This window comes from Bartonella sp. HY038 (assembly GCF_014117425.1).
Classification (GTDB): domain Bacteria; phylum Pseudomonadota; class Alphaproteobacteria; order Rhizobiales; family Rhizobiaceae; genus HY038.
The window spans coordinates 2,952,377-2,969,781 of sequence record NZ_CP059725.1 but is presented as its reverse complement, the minus strand read 5'-3'; the positions used below and the strand labels follow the sequence as shown (position 1 = coordinate 2,969,781).

The window sequence follows — 17,405 nt, the reverse complement described above, 5'->3', positions numbered from 1 at the left end:
GCGGCACCTAAAGGCAGGCCATTGTTTTTAATTATTCAAATTTTCGATAAATTTTGAGGAAAGGCCAATATTGTGTTGGACTTGCGTTCTATCAAAAAAGTAGCGGTTATTGGTGGTGATATTGCTGCATGGCTTGCCGCTTTAACATTTCGCCGGCAATTTGGGCCTTTGGTTGAGATCACCGTTTTTGACGACGAAACACAACCAATTGCAGATATGTGCGAGGGAGGTTTGGTCAACCTTTTATCCACATTGCAGCGAAACCAAATTCAGATGGATGAGTTTTACAGCACAGTTGATGCCACTTTTAAAATTGGCACGAAATTTGAAAATTGGCGTTCAAATGGTGAAAATGAAGCATATTATCATTTACTCCCTAAAAAAGATGCCAATGTACCGGAATTGACGCTAGAAGCTTTTGGAACTAATCCTTTATTGATTTCGCGCATTGCAAGCTTGCAAAATCTGCACGATTTTTTCCCAGGATTTAAATTAATTCAACAAAATGCTTCACAATATGATGCCGCTGCTGAGTTGCAAACTGCCAATACTGGATTGGCGCTTTCCTTTCATTTCGATCGTTATAAATTTAAAAATTTTTTAAAAAGCAAAGCGCTCAACAGAAATATTAAACAAAGCGCGATTGAAGTTCGCCAATTATTATTGTCAGAAAACGGCAATGTCGCAGCGATTAAAATCGATGAAGCTATTTTGCCAACTGATTTCGTCATTGATGCATCTGGCGTAAAAAGGTTAGGTATTGGCGCGACCTATGGCCAAAATTGGCGCTCCTTTAGCGACCAGTTGATCAATGATAAAGCTGTGACCTTTTCCCTTCAGCAAAAAAGTAAAAATCCGCAATTCTTTACAACTGCTCGCGCAATGAAATCGGGTTGGATTTGGCAATCGCCGTTAAGACAGTACGTTGGTGCCGGCTATGTTTTTTCAAGCCGCCATAGCAGTGCAGACCATGCAGCCGATGAAATAGAAGCTTTATTTGGCAATTCCGTTACATTCGAAGGTGTTTTAAATTTTAATCAAGGTAATTTTGAACGCATATGGTGCAATAATCTTATTGCTCTTGGGGCTGCTGCAGGCTTTGTCGAGCCTTTAGAGGCGGCTTCCATTGGTCAAAGCTTAGAAACTTTGCGCAATATTGAGCGCATCATTAATAATTGCCGCGGCGTTATTGGCCAAAATATTATCGATGGATTTAATATTGCTAATAATCAAAGTTGGAATGAAATTTGCGATTTTTTACGCCTACATTATGATACACCGCGCGATGATACAGCCTATTGGCGTGATGTCCAATATTTGCCACGCTCACCGCAATATCAAGAATTTTCGGCTTGTTGTGCGCAGCGTGTCCCACGGGTGATTGATATTGAAGCTTATACAAGCAATAGCTGGTTGCCGATTTTCCATATTATCAATTGGTTGCTGGTAGCGGCGCCTCTTGGGATTATCAATCCCCATGCTGCCCGTGCAGAATTGGAAACCTTGCCTGAAGATTTTATCAAGCAACATATCCAACCTTATCTTAGCCGTTTGCAAAATGGTAAAAATAATTGACATTCAGCGAAGTGATTTCAAAATTAACAAAAATTTTTTACGAGTTTTTAGCCATTTTGTTAAAAATAGTTTAAGGTTGCCGGACAAAATTGGTGTAATGCATCAAGGTAAATATCTTTTGAGGTTGCAATATGGCAGAAAAAGACGAAGAACGCGTTGGTTGGTTTAAATATTGCTGGCAAATACTTTTTAATGCCATTGGGCATTATTTTACTGAACAGGGTTCTGCTTTCGCTAGTTATGTCGCACTTTCAAGCCTCATGGCGTTTTTTCCCTTTTTGATTTTTGCCACCGCTTTGGCGAGCTTTTTGGGTGCGCAAGCCTATGCAGCGACGAGCGTTACCTATATTTTGGAAATGATGCCTGATGCGTTGAAACAGCCAATTGGCAAGGAAATTACCAATGTTTTAACGGTTCAGCGCGGCGGATTATTGACCCTTTCGGCGATCGGTGCGGCCTATTTTGCCTCTAATGGCGTCGAAGCTTTACGCACAGCGCTTGATCGTGCTTACCGTGTAAAAGATAATCGTACCATTATATTTTGCCGCTTACAAAGTCTTGTCTTTGTGATTATCGGCACGATAGGGCTTATGGCTATCAGCTTTTTGCTGGTTCTTGCACCTCTCGTAATCGCCATTGCACAACGCGAAGTACCAGCACTTGCGCCTTATGTCGGTACAATCCGCTTTTGGCGATATTTCATTGCTATTATCATTCTATTGGTGACCTTAGTTACCGCCCATAAATGGCTACCTGCTGGAAAACGCAAATTGTTGGATATTTTGCCGGGTATTGCCTTTACTATTATTACATGGTTGGTAGCATCGATGCTTTTTGCGCAATATCTTGCAACCTTTGCTAATTATGTTTCAACCTATGCAGGTCTTGCCTCGATCATGGTGGCAATTATTTTCCTCTATATCATCGCCTCTATTTCTATTCTTGGCGCCGAGATTAATGCTGCCATCATGTTTTATCGCAACCGCCCTCAGCAACCAGGACAGGTGATAAAGGCAACCCATATGGCAAATGCCAATAATGCTGAGGGAATTTAATCTTTAACGTTCATTTATAAATTTCACGCTCCAAAATATTAATTGATTTGGAATAACTTTTATTTTGGTATTCAAGTGGATATGTTGTAGATTTAATACGACTTTTACAAGTAACGTGTTGATATTCAAATTTATCTAAGATGTATCCACTGATTAACTTAAATTTGGGTAATGCTCTTAGTTTAAATTCATCGTTTAAATAATCTTTTTTAATTGTAAGATAGCAGATATCATTTTGTTGTTCATTATTTAAAATATATTTTTCATAATGTTCATTCATGAACCCAAATTCTACTTCATACTCATATAAAAAATCAGATTCTTTTCCGGTATTAACAAAATTGGCGATATATATTCTGTTAATATTTTCATTAAAATTAATTAACTTTTTATTCATTCTACTGTAATTTCGAAAAACCTTACTATCATATTTATAAGATTCATAACTAATATGAGTAATATCCAATCCCATATCAGCAAATATTTCATTTGCTTGGTCGTTAATTATCTTGAATTGACTATCTTTGCGGATAGTGCCCCAAAATATATATGAATGAAATAGCATAATCATTAATCCTATAAGTGTAAATTAGGTATCGTTTTAACTCTACCTGAACCGAAAACTACCTTGCCACCTTCACAGCATGCTGTGATTTGACTACCTGCATTTTTCATTTTATTTACCAATTTCCTTGCGGCATCAGTTTTACTCGGAACTTCCCGCGTTGTCGCAAATATTATTCGTAATTTGTATTAACGTAAAAAATATGAAAACTTGAGACTATGCCTGCCTATTTTAGGGAGCCATAGATGCTAGCAAAATTAAAGAATAAATTATTTCATCGTGCAGGGAATGATTTTAAAGGTTGCCACTTTGATGCAATAATCATTCTTCAAGCTATCAATTGGTATTTGCGTTATTGTTAGAGCTAAAGATATTGAAGAGCTATTATTGGAGCGCGGTATCAATGTTGATCATAGTACAACCAACCGTTGGTTAAATACAAAATGATGATGGATTGATAGGCGCTGTTATTGTAGCGCCTTTTCAATTTCAGGCATCAAGGTTTTGGCTAAATTATCTGGCATGATTGGGCCAATATGCTTAAAAACTATTTTACCCTCGCGGTTTAAAATAAAAGTTTCAGGCGGGCCATAAACACCCCATTCAATAGCGGCGCGGCCGCGTGGGTCAAAGCCAATTATTTTAAACGGATTGCCAAAAGCGCCAAGAAACCGAGTGGCATTTTCTTGATTATCTTTAAAATTAACTCCAACAAGGTCAAAGCGAGAATCCTGGGCAAGGGTTAAAAGTTGTGGGTGCTCTTCGCGGCAGGGGGGGCACCATGAACCCCAAAAATTTACTAAGGTAACACGGCCCTTAAATTGTGCCGGGTCAAATATCTCGCTAGTTGGTTCGCGTAAAGCCAATATTGGCAATTGCGTTTGTGGTGCTTCTTGTCCTGCCAAAGCATTGGGCAATGAATTGGCGGTATCAGGATTGTTTGAAGTAATGCGGATAAGGGCGATGGTCGCAAAAAGCATAAAAGCAGCAAGCGGAATAAACAGAGCAAGGCGGCGCTTAGGGCGTTGATTATCACTCATGGTTGATCATCTTGTAGGCTTGCTGAAAGAGGCTTTTTGTTTTTTTGCCGCCTTGGGTCAACAGCTTCTAAGAGAGCTATTTTGCGACTTAAAATACGACCGCGCCAAATAATTGAGATTGTAAGGACGATAATGCCAAAAGCTGCTGCGCCATAGGCGGCAAGTATAAAGGCTAAATGGTTCATGCAGCTTCCCCTTTGATTGAGCGATTCTGGCGGGCTGCCTTTTTTTGTAAATTAATCAGGCGGCGATTTAAGACCTCATTGCGCATCGCCATAAGATGTAAGGTAGCAAATAGAAATGATAAAGCAAAGGCCATCACTAAAAGCGGCCAAAGCAGCGATGATTCAATTGCCGAGCCACCACTGCGTAAAAGCGAGGCCGGTTGATGAAGGGTATTCCACCAATCAACTGAAAATTTAATCAAGGGAATATTGATAAAGCCAACCAAGGTTAAAATGGCACTGGCGCGGGCAGATTTGCTAAAATCATCAAAAGCATGAGATAAAGCAATGATGCCAAGGTAAATCAAAAACAACACCAACACAGAGGTTAGCCTTGCATCCCATACCCACCATGCGCCCCAAGTTGGACGCCCCCAAATCGAACCGGTTAGCAGACAAAGGGCGGTAAATACCGCGCCAATCGGCGCGGCTGCAATGATGCTAACATCGGCTAAAGGATGTCGCCAAATAAGAGCGCCAAGCGCCGAAATGGTCATGACAGTATAGCAAAGCATGGAAAGCCAAGCAAAAGGCACATGGATAAACATGATTTTAACTGTTGAGCCTTGCTGATAGTCATCAGGAGCGGTGAAAACAAGGTATAATCCAATTACCAAGCCAATGATGCTTAGTATAGCAAACCAAGGTAAAAGCTTTTTTGAAAGCTCCATAAAATAGGTAGGGGTGCCAAGTTTTTGCCACCAGCTTTGCTTTGTCATGTCCATATGCTTACTTCAATTCTGTTTTATAGAATCATTTTAAGTGTTTAATAATATAACTGCAATGATAACTTGCCTATTCCGACAAATATTTAAGGGTAAATGTTGCAGCAATTGACCCAATGAGACAAAATATCAGGCTAAAAGCGCTAAGAAACATCAGCGGTGCCATTAAACTATCGGTTGGCGAAAAAATGCTATTAGCTGCACCAACACCAAAAATCATAATTGGCATGGTTAGTGGTAACACAATCACCGAAATAAGCATGCCTCCTCGCGGCAAGCTAACGCCGAGGGCAGCCCCGACTGCACCAATGAAGGTAATGGCTGGTGTGCCAAGAATAAGGGTTAAAACAACAATCAAGATCGAATAAGGTTCAAGATTAAGGAATAGGGCAAAAAGCGGTGCAACAATAATCAGCGGTAATACCGTGCCAATCCAATGGGCAATGGCTTTGCTAAAGACGATGAGCGCTAGGTTGGTAAAATCTTGCCCCATAATGATAAGGTCAAGACTACCATCTTGGGCGTCTGTCTGAAACATCCGCTCAAGGCTTAATAAAATTGATAAAAGCGCACCAACCCATACCATGCCAGCACCAATTTTTCGCAAGACCTCTGGATCAGGGCCAACTGCAAAAGGCACAATGGTTGTTACGGCCAAAAAAAACAGCAGTGAAATGATAATGCTATTACCTGCACCAAAGCTTAGTTTAATATCGCGCCAAAAAAGAGCTGTCATTTTATGGCCTCATCATTACCGGTAAACGGTTCAAGAACAAGATTATGGCCGGTATCTATGCCAAGGGGTAAATGGGTTGCCGCGATAATCATACCCTTATTATCGAGATGCTCTTGCATCAAAGCTGAAAATATATCACTCGCCGCACTATCAAGGCCGCTGGTCGGCTCATCAATAATCCATAAAACTCGATCATCAAGCAATAGCCGACAAATGGCAATACGTCGGCGTTGGCCGGTAGAAAGTACTCCAAAGGGAAGGTCGATCACATGGCGAAGATTAAGCCTATCAAGGGCATTTTCGATCAAACTCTGTATGGCTGATGCTGTGAGTGAAGGTTGGTAAAAACGCGCCCAAAATTTAAGGTTGGCAGCAACGCTTAAATGAGGCTTCATAGCATTTTTTTCCCCAAGATAATGGGCAAAAGGCGCCACTTCAAAATGAGAAACACCATCAAAAAATTTTATTGTCCCGCATAGAGGTGATAAAAGTCCGGCAATGATTCGCAATAGGGTGGATTTTCCTGCGCCATTCGCACCGGTTATAACCAGTAGTTGATTCTCTTCTAACAAAAAATTGACTGAAGAAAACAAGATTTCGCCGCCCCGCTCAATACAAAGATTTTCACCAATAAGCTGCATTCTATCCTCTGTCACCGGGCGTTTTTTGGTTGGAGTTTTAAAAAATTTGCCCAATTTAAACAATTAAAGACTTGGTTTAACGGTATTTTCCGAAAAAGGCTAGTTTTGCTCTTTTAAAATCACTTTAAAATACTTATTACAAACAATAGAGGTGGAGGAATTTTTATTGAGTCATTCGTTTTTGAATATTTAACTCTGGAACAGTTCCAAAAAAACCTCTATAAGAAGAACAGTCATGCCAGCGGTCGGCGTGGTTGACGATTTTGGGCCGATCTCCCAATCTAATTTTTAAAAACAATATTTTAAAAATCTTGGTTGAAAGGGGCGGACAGCGGAAATGACTGCACCCGCACCTCGCTTGTAGCCTTGACCTGCAGTGAGTTGGTTCGTTCTCTGGCCCGCAAGCATAAGGACGAACAGTCGTGTCGCAAGTTGATAGTTTTAAATGCCGCAAAACACTTGATGTTGATGGCAAAGAATATGTTTACTATAGTTTAATTGAAGCTGAAAAAAATGGTCTAGAAGGGGTTTCAAAACTGCCTTTTTCCATGAAAGTGCTTCTTGAAAATCTTTTGCGTTTTGAAGATGGTCGCTCGGTCAAGAAAGAGGACATCGAAAGCGTTGCCAAATGGCTTAATGATAAGGGCAGTGCAGGGGCAGAAATTGCCTATCGCCCAGCTCGTGTATTGATGCAGGATTTTACTGGTGTCCCTGCAGTGGTTGATCTTGCTGCCATGCGTGATGCGATGGTTAAGCTTGGCGATGATCCTGAATCTATTAATCCTTTAGTACCGGTTGATCTTGTGATCGACCACTCGGTTATTGTTGATGATTTCGGCAATCCACTCGCATTTAAACACAATGTGGACCTTGAATATGAGCGCAATGGCGAACGTTATCGCTTTTTGAAATGGGGTCAGCAAGCCTTTAAAAACTTCCGCGTTGTGCCGCCAGGTACGGGTATTTGCCATCAGGTTAATGTGGAATATCTTGCCCAATCAGTTTGGATCCGTGAAGATAGCGGCGAAACCGTTGCTTATCCTGATACTTGCGTTGGTACCGATTCCCACACCACCATGGTCAATGGTCTTGGTGTTCTTGGTTGGGGTGTTGGTGGTATTGAAGCTGAAGCAAGTATGCTTGGCCAGCCCGTCTCCATGCTGCTTCCAGAAGTTATTGGCTTCCGTCTTACCGGTAAAATCCGCGAAGGCATTACCGCAACCGATCTGGTTTTGACCGTAACCCAGATGTTGCGTAAAAAAGGCGTTGTGGGCAAATTTGTTGAATTTTTCGGCCCCGGCCTTGATCATTTGACCCTTGCTGACCGTGCGACCATTGCTAATATGGGTCCTGAATATGGCGCAACCTGTGGCTTCTTCCCAATTGATAGCGAGACCGTACGTTATCTTACCATGACGGGTCGTGACGAACATCGCATCAAGCTTGTTGAAGCCTATTCGCGTGCGCAAGGGCTATGGCGTGAAGCAGGCCAAGCCGATCCAATCTTTACCGATGTGGTTGAATTGGATATCAGCACCGTTGTTTCATCAATGGCTGGTCCTAAGCGTCCTGAAGGGCGTATGCCAATTGAAGATGTTGGTGCTAATTACGATATCGCGCTTGAAAATGAATATAAGAAAACAACAGGTCAACAGGATCGCTATCCAGTTGAAGGTGAAGATTTCGATCTTGGCCATGGTGATGTGGTGATTGCCGCAATCACTTCTTGCACCAATACATCAAATCCAAGCGTTTTGATTGCTGCAGGTCTTTTGGCTCGTAATGCAGTTGCCAAGGGGCTGAAAGCTAAGCCTTGGGTGAAAACCTCGCTTGCTCCAGGTAGCCAAGTGGTTGAAGCTTATTTAAAAAGTTCAGGCTTGCAAAAAGATCTTGATGCGCTTGGTTTCAACCTTGTTGGCTTTGGTTGCACCACCTGTATTGGTAATTCAGGACCATTGCCTGCGCCAGTTTCAAAAACCATCAATGATAAGGGGCTTATTGCGGCGGCCGTTCTTTCCGGTAATCGTAACTTTGAAGGCCGCGTATCACCTGATGTTCAGGCAAACTATCTTGCAAGCCCACCACTTGTTGTCGCTCACGCGCTTGCAGGTACCGTGCGCAAAGATTTAACCAAGGATCCAATTGGTACCGGTTCTGATGGGCAACCTGTTTATCTTAAAGATATTTGGCCATCATCAAAAGAGATCCAAGAATTTATTGAAGAAAATATTACACGTAAGCTATTTTCGGAAAAATATGCCGATGTGTTCAAGGGTGATATTAACTGGCAGCAAGTAAAAGTGCCAGAAGGTAAAACCTATGCTTGGGATGATAATTCAACCTATGTGCGTAATCCGCCTTATTTTGAAAATATGCCACGCGTACCAACCGCAGTAAAAGACATTGAAAAGGCACATATTCTTGGTCTTTTTGGCGACAAAATTACCACCGACCATATTTCACCTGCAGGCTCGATTAAGGCAGATTCGCCAGCTGGCCGTTATCTTATGGAACATGGTGTAAAGCCTGCAGATTTTAACCAATATGGTACCCGTCGTGGTAACCATGAAGTTATGATGCGCGGTACTTTTGCCAATATTCGTATTCGCAATTTCATGCTTGGTGAAAACGGGCGTGAAGGTGGTTACACTATTCATTACCCATCTAAGGAAGAAGAATCCATCTATGATGCAGCCATGCAATATAAGCATGATGGCGTTCCATTGGTGGTATTTGCCGGTATTGAATATGGTAATGGTTCATCACGCGACTGGGCAGCTAAGGGCACCAATCTTCTAGGTGTGCGTGCGGTTATTGCCCAATCATTTGAGCGTATCCACCGTTCCAACCTAGTTGGTATGGGTATTGTGCCTTTTGTTTTTGAAGAAGGTACGAGTTGGAAAACTCTTGGGCTAAATGGTGAAGAAACTGTCACTATTGAGGGGTTGAATGAAATCAAGCCACGCCAGATGACCAAGGCAACCATTACTTGCGGTGATGGCAGCATTAAGGAAGTACCACTTCTTTGCCGTGTTGATACGCTAGAAGAGCTTGATTACCTCCATAATGGCGGTATCTTGCAATATGTTCTGCGCAATTTGGCCAAGCAAAATAAATAACGGTGAAAATAGTCAGGCGGACTAAATGTCTGATGCTGTTGCACTGAATGAAGGCATGTATTGGAAACAATACATGCCTTTTTATTTTCTTATATTATATTGTTAGCTTAAGCTAAATTATTGAATTTATTTATTTTAATAAAATACTCTTCCCAGAGTTTTTTAATCTGCTATAAGGTTAGTATATAAAAATTATAGTGAGGTTTTTACAATATTGCTCTAATTGCTGACGGTAAAATCGTCCAATTGTTTTGGGCTAGGTTCAATATCAAATTACCTTCAATAATGCCTAATATTTGTAAGTTTATGAAAAATAATCTTCAATCACATTTTAACGAGTTGTCGAAGGTTTTATGGTTAAGATGGCTTTTGTAAAACGGCGAATAATCTTGGGGCTACCGCTTCTTGCATTTGCTGGTTTTAGTATCGTTAAATTTTTTTCTAAGAAGCCAACGGTCATAAAGACAATCCATTTACAACTATTGCAACCCTTTCGAGATTTTTTTAACAATAATAACATCGATCCCTTTGATGCATTGCATAATCATAATAATGAGCTGCATGATGATTCATGGCCGGGTTTTTTGTTTGGAAAAAATGACGTTAGCAGCGATTTTTTGGGTGTCTATGATATTTGGCTTTATAATAGTTCCCCTATTCAATTGCCGCTAAGTGCAACATTCATCATTAACATAGAGGCAGGATATATTACTGGCTATACCATTGATATTCCGATAAAGTCAGTAAGCCTAGCCAATGCTAATCTTATGGCTGACGATATCGCTCTAAAATTTCAAAAACAAGGCTACGCTAACACCTTTTTGGCAAGCCAAGCTGCAACACACCAAAATATTATTGATTCTGGATTTTATAAGTCGATTTGGCGCTATCCGATTAAAGGCAAAATATTTGATAGTTTTTTGAAGGTAACCATCACTATCAAGCAAGATAATAGGGCAAGGCAAGACGAAGCTCAAAGTAATATTGAGGTGAGCAATGCTGATAAGGCTGATAACTATTTTATTCGCCTCGGTTGCAGTCTTGAGAACGATGTTATGGATGAGTTGTTGTCGTTAAAAGATGCGAGGCGAATTGCCATAACAGGTGATAGGATGAAACCCATTTCCTTACAGGATTGGTATGATAATCCTAATTGGCGTCCGGTTGATTGGAAAGGTAATTTTGTTTAAACAAAAAACAAATAAGAAAAGAGTATAATATTTCCAATATACTCTTCTTATCACTGTAATGGAGAAGCTAATCCTTATAATCCAGCGTCAACTTCCTTGATAAGCTTATCAAGCATATCGCAAAATTTATTAATATCATCATTTTCAGACGTCCAATTTTCGCTAAGTTCTGCCATACGGGCATACCATTTTTGCGAATTTTCAGGATTGTCCGTGATAGCTTTATTTACCTTTTGGTTAAGCTCCATATTCTTTGCTCGTAATTCATCTTCAGTGCAATTTGCAAAAGCGAGTGTTGTCGACATTGCAAAGATGATAGAAAGAATAGTTCTTTTCATTATAAACCCCTCATGGATTGAATTTCAGTCATATATATTAAAATGCCCATCATGAAAATGGTGTATATTAAAGTAACAAGCAAAACTGGCTATTAGGCGATGAGTTAATAATGGCAATAATTGATTAGGGCAGGATATTTGATAGTTTTAACGGTGACTATCACTATCACGCGATAATAGAGGAAAATCAGGTAAAGCTCACAGTAATGATGAGATGGGTAATAGCGATGAAACAAAAAGCTATTTTGTTCGTCTTGGTTGTGGTCTTGAAAGTGATATGATGGATAAGTTGTTGGTGTTAAAGGATGCGCAACAAATAATCATCACAGATGATAGGGAAACCAATTTCCTTACAATAGCAGTGTTGTTATCCTAATTGGCGACCCCATAACTAAAATCGCAATTTTGTTTAAGGGTTCAAAACACAAAAAGCATATATTGAAAACAATATATGCTTTTCATAATGCGTCAGTATTTAAAATTAAAGTGCAGATTCGAGTTCTTTAATAAGATTATCCATCATATCGCATGCTGCATTAATGTCATTACCATTGCCTTTAGCTGCTTCAGCTTGCGCAACTTCGCTCATACGTGTTTGCCATTTTTGTGCACTGGAAGGATCTTTCATCATGACTTGCTGAAATTTGGTTGATAATTCAGTTGCTTTGGCAGTATATTCTTCTTGAGTGCAAGCAGCAAATGCAGCTGTGCTCGTTAAAGCAAAAACCAAACCAAGAATAATTTTTTTCATAATAAAACCTCTGTATTTTAGTGTTTTGTAATATAAAATTAATGCCTAGTATTTAAGCAAGTTGACTATATTTATTCAATATTAAAAGAAAAATCTAAAATTGATTTTTCTTGCTTTATTAACAGTATATTGGGGTAATTAATGATTATAATACGTAAAAATTATTGATTTTTCGCTTTGTTATTATCTTTTTTTAAACTACGCAATTGGCGCATGCGACATGAAAAGCCTACAACTGGTTGATTATATTCTATTATAGATTCTTTCGCTAAGCTTTCAGAATCTACGCTTGCTCATTATTTCTTAATCTATTGGAGCGACGCCATTATTGGTGTTTGATTATCCGTGTTTGTAATAGCTAACATCTTCTATCTTCAACGTGCAAGCTATCGCCGTAATTATGATGGTTACATAAATAATAAAAGTGATTGTAATTAAAATACTAAATTATATAACCACTTAAATATGTCGTAAAAAAATGCAATATATTGAATAGTTAAACCAATGAAGAGGATATAACTAATTATCAGTAAAATGCCAGAAAATGTAAATGTTATGGTTTTACCTATTTTTGTTTTTTTGAAACTATTATATTTTTCTTGAATAGGTTTCTTGTCTTTGGCCGGATTAACATCTATTTTCAAGGATTTTTTTACTATCTATTGTCATAAATCTACCCCCTTCAATAAAACGGCATTAGTTTTATTAAACGTATAATTGGTTGGTTTTATGAAAATATTGTGGCTTTTATTTATGCCGCCATTTCATTTAAATAAATGATTCTTGCTTCTTAAATGTTTGGCTTGGAATATTGAAAGCAGGGTTCAATATTCCAAGCCATTTTTAGCCTTAAGCGCGTAGACTACCGCCTGTGGATTTCACCACATTATCGATGATCTTTTTCGCTAAACTTTCAAAATCAGCGTCGGTTAATGTGCGCTCAACTGGTTGGATTGCCACTTCAATCGCTACTGATTTTTTATCTTCGCCAAGGCTTGCGCCTTCAAAAATATCAAAGACCTTGGCACCACTAATTAGCTTTTTATCGGCGCCAAGGGCGGCACGGATAATAACCGCGGCGGTGACATTCTTATCCACTACAAAAGCAAAGTCACGACTAACCGCTTGGAAAGGTGATAATTGTAAGGCAGGCTTGGTCTTTGTTGGTTTTTTACGTGGTTCTGGCACCGCATCAATAAATACTTCAAAACCACATAGGCTACCAGATACATCAAGGGTTTCTAGTGTTTCTGGATGAAATTCGCCAAAATAGCCAAGAATAACTTTTGGTCCCAATTTAATTGTACCGGAACGGCCAGGATGATACCAAGCTGGGCCGCCATTTTCAATTTGCACCTTGTCAGCCGTAAGACCGCAGGCATCAAGCACAGCTAAAGCATCGGCTTTTGCATCAAAAACATCAACATTCTTGGCATTGCCCGACCAAAAGCGGCCAGAGCCGTCAAGTTTCGCGCTACCACGGCGAATGCCACCTGCAACACGGCGCTGCTTGTCGGCTGTATCACCTTGATAGGTGCCAGAGACTTCAAAAAGTGCAAGATCATTAAAGCCACGATCAGCATTACGCTGCGCTGCCAATAATAGACCCGGCAAAAGCGATGGGCGCATATCCGACATATCGCTAGCAATTGGGTTTGCGAGCTTTAGCGCTTTATCGCCACCACCAAAAGCATTGGCTGCTTTTTCTGAAATAAAGGAATAAGTGACGGCTTCCATCATACCGCGAGCAGCAAGCGAGCGGCGGGCAAGGCGGGTGCGAATTTGTAGCGTTGTCAAAATTGCTTCACCAACGCCTGCTGGCATTGCGAGAGGTGTTGGCACAATTTTATCAATGCCATAAATACGCATCACTTCTTCAACTAAGTCAGCCTTACCATCAATATCAGGGCGCCAGCTTGGTACCGTTACATTAGCGCTCTCACCGTTGATGGCAACCTTAAAGCCAAGACTTTCCAAAATTTGTGCAGCTTGTTCTTTGCTTACATCAAGGCTAGTAAGACGCTTGATTTCGCTAAATGGCATAGTGACAACTTTTAGGTCTGCTGCTTGATAGCCAGTAGTTTTGAGCGTGCTTGGTGTACCGCCAACCATATCGGTTAGTAAATTGGTGGCAATTTTTAAGCCATCAACCATAAATTCAGGGTCAACACCGCGCTCAAAACGATAACGCGCATCGGTAACAATGCCAAGCTCACGGCCTGTCATCGCAATATTGCGGGGATCCCAAAGCGCTGATTCAATGATGATATTGGTAGTATTTTCATCTACACCGCTATCTTCGCCGCCCATAACACCGGCAATTGATTCAACTTGCGCGCTATCAGCAATGACACAAATCTTATTGTTAAGATCATAGGTCTTGCCATCAAGGGCAATAATGGTTTCACCATCTTTTGCGCGGCGAACCGTCAAATTACCCTTAACCTTATCGGCATCAAAAACATGTAATGGGCGACCAAGATCAAAAGTGATATAATTGGTCATATCGACTGCGGCATTGATTGACCGTAAACCAATGGCAGTAAGGCGCTTTTGCATCCATTGTGGACTTTGGGTGTTTTTAACATTCTTTACCATAACCCATGAAAAGCCTAGGCAAAGCGGTGTTTGATCTGCAAAATCAAGGCTAACATCAATCGATGGCTCAAAACTGCCTTGAATGTCTGGAACATTGAGCGGCTTTAAAGTGCCAAGCCCACTTGCCGCCAAATCACGGGCAATACCGCGAACGCCCGTGCAATCAGGACGGTTGGGGGTGATTGATACATCAATGATTGGATCATCAAGACCTGCATAGCTCGCAAAAGAGCTACCAATTGGTGCATCTTCTGGCAGATCAATAATGCCATTATGCTCGTTGGAAAGCAATAATTCGCGCTCAGAGCACATCATGCCAAAGCTTTCAACGCCGCGAATTTTGCCAACAGCAAGTGTTACATCAAGGCCGGGTACATAAGCACCGGGGCGACCAAAAACACCAATGAGGCCGGCGCGCGCATTGGGCGCACCGCAAACAACTTGCAAGGGTTTGCCATCACCAGTATCGACTGATAAAACCTGTAATTTATCGGCATCAGGATGTCTTTGTGCGCTAACAACCTTGGCAATAACAAAGGCATTAAAGGCTTCACGCGTATCAACATCTTCAACCTCAAGACCGATAGAGGTGAGACGCTCAGTAATTTCATTAAGGCTGGCTGTCGTATCAAGGTGTTCTTTAAGCCAAGATAGAGTAAATTTCATTTTTTTAACCTTTCGGTATGGCGCTTGGCGCCGCAATCACGCAATATGTAACAAGGCTTATTGACTAAGACCGCTTAGCAAGTTTGGAATATCAAGCGGGCGGAAACCATAATGGTTAAGCCAGCGAACATCCGCTTCAAAGAAAGCACGCAGATCCGGCATGCCATATTTAAGCATGGCGAGGCGATCAATGCCGATACCCCAAGCAAAGCCTTGATATTCGTCAGGATCTAAATTGCAGTTGCGTAAGACATTGGGGTTAACCATGCCGCAACCCAATACTTCCAACCAATCATTGCCTTCACCAAATTTAATCTCGCCGCCAGAGCGGTCACATTGGATATCAACTTCCATAGATGGCTCGGTGAATGGGAAGAAGGATGGGCGAAGACGCATTTTAACCGATGGTACTTCAAAAAACGCTTTAATAAATTCTTCAAAAACCCAAACCATATTGGCAATGGTGGAGGTTTTATCAATCACCAAGCCTTCAATCTGATGGAACATTGGTGAATGGGTGGCATCTGAATCCATGCGATAGGTTTTACCAGGGATAACAATGCGAATAGGCGGTTGTTGCACTTCCATGGTGTGAATTTGCACAGGGCTTGTATGGGTGCGCAATAATTTGCGGTTGCCTTGTTCATCAGGATGGAAGAAAAACGTATCATGCATTTCACGCGCAGGGTGACCTTCCGGAAAGTTTAGCGCGGTAAAATTATAATAATCGGTTTCGATATCTGGACCTTCAGCAATAGCAAAACCTAAATTTGCAAAAATTGCGGTAATTTCATCAATGACTTGCGAAATAGGGTGGATGCGGCCTTGTTCTGCAGGTGATGGACGCACCGGCAAGGTAACGTCAACAGTTTCACTGCGTAAACGCTCTGCAATAGCCGCTTTTTTAAGCACATCACGTTTATTGCTTAAAAGATCCGTAATACGGTTTTTAAGCCCGTTTAATATTGGCCCAACCTCTTTGCGCTCTTCAGCAGACATGGTACCAAGGCTTTTCATCTTTTCAGAAATAGCACCTTTTTTACCCAAAGCATCAATGCGGATTGTTTCTAATGCCTGTTCGTCATTGGCATTTTCAATCGCAGCGGTTAATTCTTTTTCAATTTGTTCAATATCACTCATGATTTTGCCTTAAGTCCCAAGTGCAGCATAAAAAATTCCATTGCATTTAACATATTTTGTCCATCAACACCAAGCCGTATATTTTTGGCCATTTTTAAAGGTAGGATGCAAAATTTAAAAAATAAAACCAGCTCTTTCAAGCTTTCCAAAGTTTCTAACGAAATTTTGCGCCGCCATGCACCAAATGCCGCATGGGGCGTTCGTTCCTGATCAACCGCTTGCGTGGCGATTTGAAAAAACAATAACCATGCATCGCGCGCTTGTGCTTGCGCAAGGCTCATCACGGTTTCTGGTTCTTCATCAAAATCAAAAAAGCCAATTTTAGCTTGGCCTAAAAACATATCGACCGGATGAGGTCTGCCGTGACAAAGACCTGCCGCATGAACATCGCCTAATGCAGCTGAGCATTGGATCAATAGGCTATCGTGAAGATGGGTGTTTAATTCGCGTAATTGCTTTAAACGAGTTTGAATATTTTCGCCAACGTCACCCATCATGATTGCACTACCATCGCTGCAAATAACTTCTGGTACATCAATATGGTGTTTCTGAAACAGAGCAATTTTGCGCAATTCGCGTTTTGCCATATCGGCGGGGCTTAAAATCGGCGAGGCGCGCAAAAAATGCGCTGGTAAAATCGGTGATAGCAACCCGTGTAATTTGCGCCCAAGACGGGGTCCGCCAACATCATGGCGTTTGATAAAAACCCGCTCATCACCACGCATGGCATAGCTTGTTCTTTTTCCAACACTTGCCGCTATGAGAACTTTGTCAGCCTCACTACATGCATAGGGATCGGAAAAAGAAAATTCTAACATGATAGCGCTTATTCGTGCCTTTATTTATGTCGAGGTATTGGGTGTAAATAATGGATAGCAATGCTTAACAAAATTTATGTTTGTTTCCACTATGCTTAAATTCCATTGAAAGCAAAAAAATAAATCGGCCCTTTTGTTGCATTATCAATGCGATAAGTCTAGCCTTTTGATAAAATTTATATTTTTGTGTTTAGCTTTTTTTGATTAAAAAGTTAAAAGAAAAG

At 40.8% G+C, this 17,405-nt stretch carries 16 protein-coding genes; 5 read left to right on the top strand and 11 right to left on the bottom strand.

What is annotated here, in order from left to right:
* The first annotated feature begins 72 nt into the window (after positions 1 to 72).
* Together H3299_RS12885 and H3299_RS12880 are read left to right on the top strand one after the other, a co-directional pair.
* Positions 73 to 1,575, top strand: a complete 1,503-nt coding sequence (locus H3299_RS12885) for a tryptophan 7-halogenase (RefSeq protein ID WP_182418043.1) — start codon at positions 73 to 75, stop codon at positions 1,573 to 1,575.
* 131 nt (positions 1,576 to 1,706) lie between these two features.
* Positions 1,707 to 2,630: a YihY/virulence factor BrkB family protein gene (locus H3299_RS12880; RefSeq protein ID WP_182418042.1), complete on the top strand. Its 924-nt coding sequence runs from the start codon at positions 1,707 to 1,709 to the stop codon at positions 2,628 to 2,630.
* 10 nt (positions 2,631 to 2,640) lie between these two features.
* On the opposite strand, the gene H3299_RS12875 is transcribed toward H3299_RS12880, so the two are convergent.
* The 6 genes from H3299_RS12875 to ccmA form a co-directional block, all read right to left on the bottom strand.
* A complete protein-coding gene (locus tag H3299_RS12875; RefSeq protein WP_182418041.1) occupies positions 2,641 to 3,195 on the bottom strand; it encodes a hypothetical protein in 555 nt (184 codons plus the stop codon).
* 467 nt (positions 3,196 to 3,662) lie between these two features.
* Positions 3,663 to 4,235, bottom strand: a complete 573-nt coding sequence (locus H3299_RS12870; RefSeq protein ID WP_182418040.1) for a DsbE family thiol:disulfide interchange protein — start codon at positions 4,233 to 4,235, stop codon at positions 3,663 to 3,665.
* Positions 4,232 to 4,420, bottom strand: coding sequence for a heme exporter protein CcmD (ccmD, locus tag H3299_RS12865; protein WP_182418039.1), 189 nt, complete (start codon positions 4,418 to 4,420; stop codon positions 4,232 to 4,234). The genes H3299_RS12870 and ccmD overlap by 4 nt, the downstream gene beginning before the upstream one ends.
* The gene (locus H3299_RS12860; protein WP_182418038.1) at positions 4,417 to 5,184 is read right to left on the bottom strand and encodes a heme ABC transporter permease; all 768 of its coding nucleotides are present in this window, start codon (positions 5,182 to 5,184) and stop codon (positions 4,417 to 4,419) included. The genes ccmD and H3299_RS12860 overlap by 4 nt, the downstream gene beginning before the upstream one ends.
* A gap of 70 nt (positions 5,185 to 5,254) precedes the next feature.
* Complete coding sequence (ccmB, locus tag H3299_RS12855; RefSeq protein WP_182418037.1) at positions 5,255 to 5,920, bottom strand: heme exporter protein CcmB; 666 nt, start codon at positions 5,918 to 5,920, stop codon at positions 5,255 to 5,257.
* On the bottom strand, positions 5,917 to 6,561 hold the full coding sequence (gene ccmA, locus H3299_RS12850) for a heme ABC exporter ATP-binding protein CcmA (RefSeq protein WP_182418036.1): 645 nt from the start codon (positions 6,559 to 6,561) through the stop codon (positions 5,917 to 5,919). The genes ccmB and ccmA overlap by 4 nt, the downstream gene beginning before the upstream one ends.
* 422 nt (positions 6,562 to 6,983) lie before the next feature.
* Between ccmA and acnA the strand changes: the two genes are divergently transcribed.
* Both acnA and H3299_RS12840 read left to right on the top strand, forming a co-directional pair.
* Positions 6,984 to 9,680: an aconitate hydratase AcnA gene (gene acnA / locus H3299_RS12845; RefSeq protein ID WP_182418035.1), complete on the top strand. Its 2,697-nt coding sequence runs from the start codon at positions 6,984 to 6,986 to the stop codon at positions 9,678 to 9,680.
* A gap of 362 nt (positions 9,681 to 10,042) precedes the next feature.
* On the top strand, positions 10,043 to 10,870 hold the full coding sequence (locus H3299_RS12840) for a hypothetical protein (protein ID WP_182418034.1): 828 nt from the start codon (positions 10,043 to 10,045) through the stop codon (positions 10,868 to 10,870).
* Between the two features lie 74 nt (positions 10,871 to 10,944).
* On the opposite strand, the gene H3299_RS12835 is transcribed toward H3299_RS12840, so the two are convergent.
* Positions 10,945 to 11,208 (bottom strand): hypothetical protein, encoded by a 264-nt coding sequence (locus H3299_RS12835; protein WP_182418033.1) that lies wholly within the window; start codon positions 11,206 to 11,208, stop codon positions 10,945 to 10,947.
* A gap of 214 nt (positions 11,209 to 11,422) precedes the next feature.
* Between H3299_RS12835 and H3299_RS12830 the strand changes: the two genes are divergently transcribed.
* Entirely contained in the window at positions 11,423 to 11,584 is a 162-nt protein-coding gene (locus tag H3299_RS12830) for a hypothetical protein (RefSeq protein WP_182418032.1), read from the top strand.
* Between the two features lie 105 nt (positions 11,585 to 11,689).
* Here H3299_RS12830 and H3299_RS12825 read toward each other — a convergent pair whose 3' ends face one another.
* The 4 genes from H3299_RS12825 to H3299_RS12810 all read right to left on the bottom strand — a co-directional run bounded on the left by H3299_RS12825 (position 11,690) and on the right by H3299_RS12810 (position 17,181).
* Positions 11,690 to 11,959, bottom strand: coding sequence for a hypothetical protein (locus H3299_RS12825; protein WP_182418031.1), 270 nt, complete (start codon positions 11,957 to 11,959; stop codon positions 11,690 to 11,692).
* Between the two features lie 849 nt (positions 11,960 to 12,808).
* On the bottom strand, positions 12,809 to 15,223 hold the full coding sequence (gene pheT / locus H3299_RS12820; protein ID WP_182418030.1) for a phenylalanine--tRNA ligase subunit beta: 2,415 nt from the start codon (positions 15,221 to 15,223) through the stop codon (positions 12,809 to 12,811).
* 57 nt (positions 15,224 to 15,280) lie between these two features.
* A complete protein-coding gene (pheS, locus tag H3299_RS12815) occupies positions 15,281 to 16,363 on the bottom strand; it encodes a phenylalanine--tRNA ligase subunit alpha (RefSeq protein ID WP_182418029.1) in 1,083 nt (360 codons plus the stop codon).
* Positions 16,360 to 17,181: a serine/threonine protein phosphatase gene (locus H3299_RS12810; RefSeq protein WP_182418028.1), complete on the bottom strand. Its 822-nt coding sequence runs from the start codon at positions 17,179 to 17,181 to the stop codon at positions 16,360 to 16,362. Before H3299_RS12810 ends, pheS begins: the two co-directional genes overlap by 4 nt.
* Positions 17,182 to 17,405 lie beyond the last annotated feature (224 nt).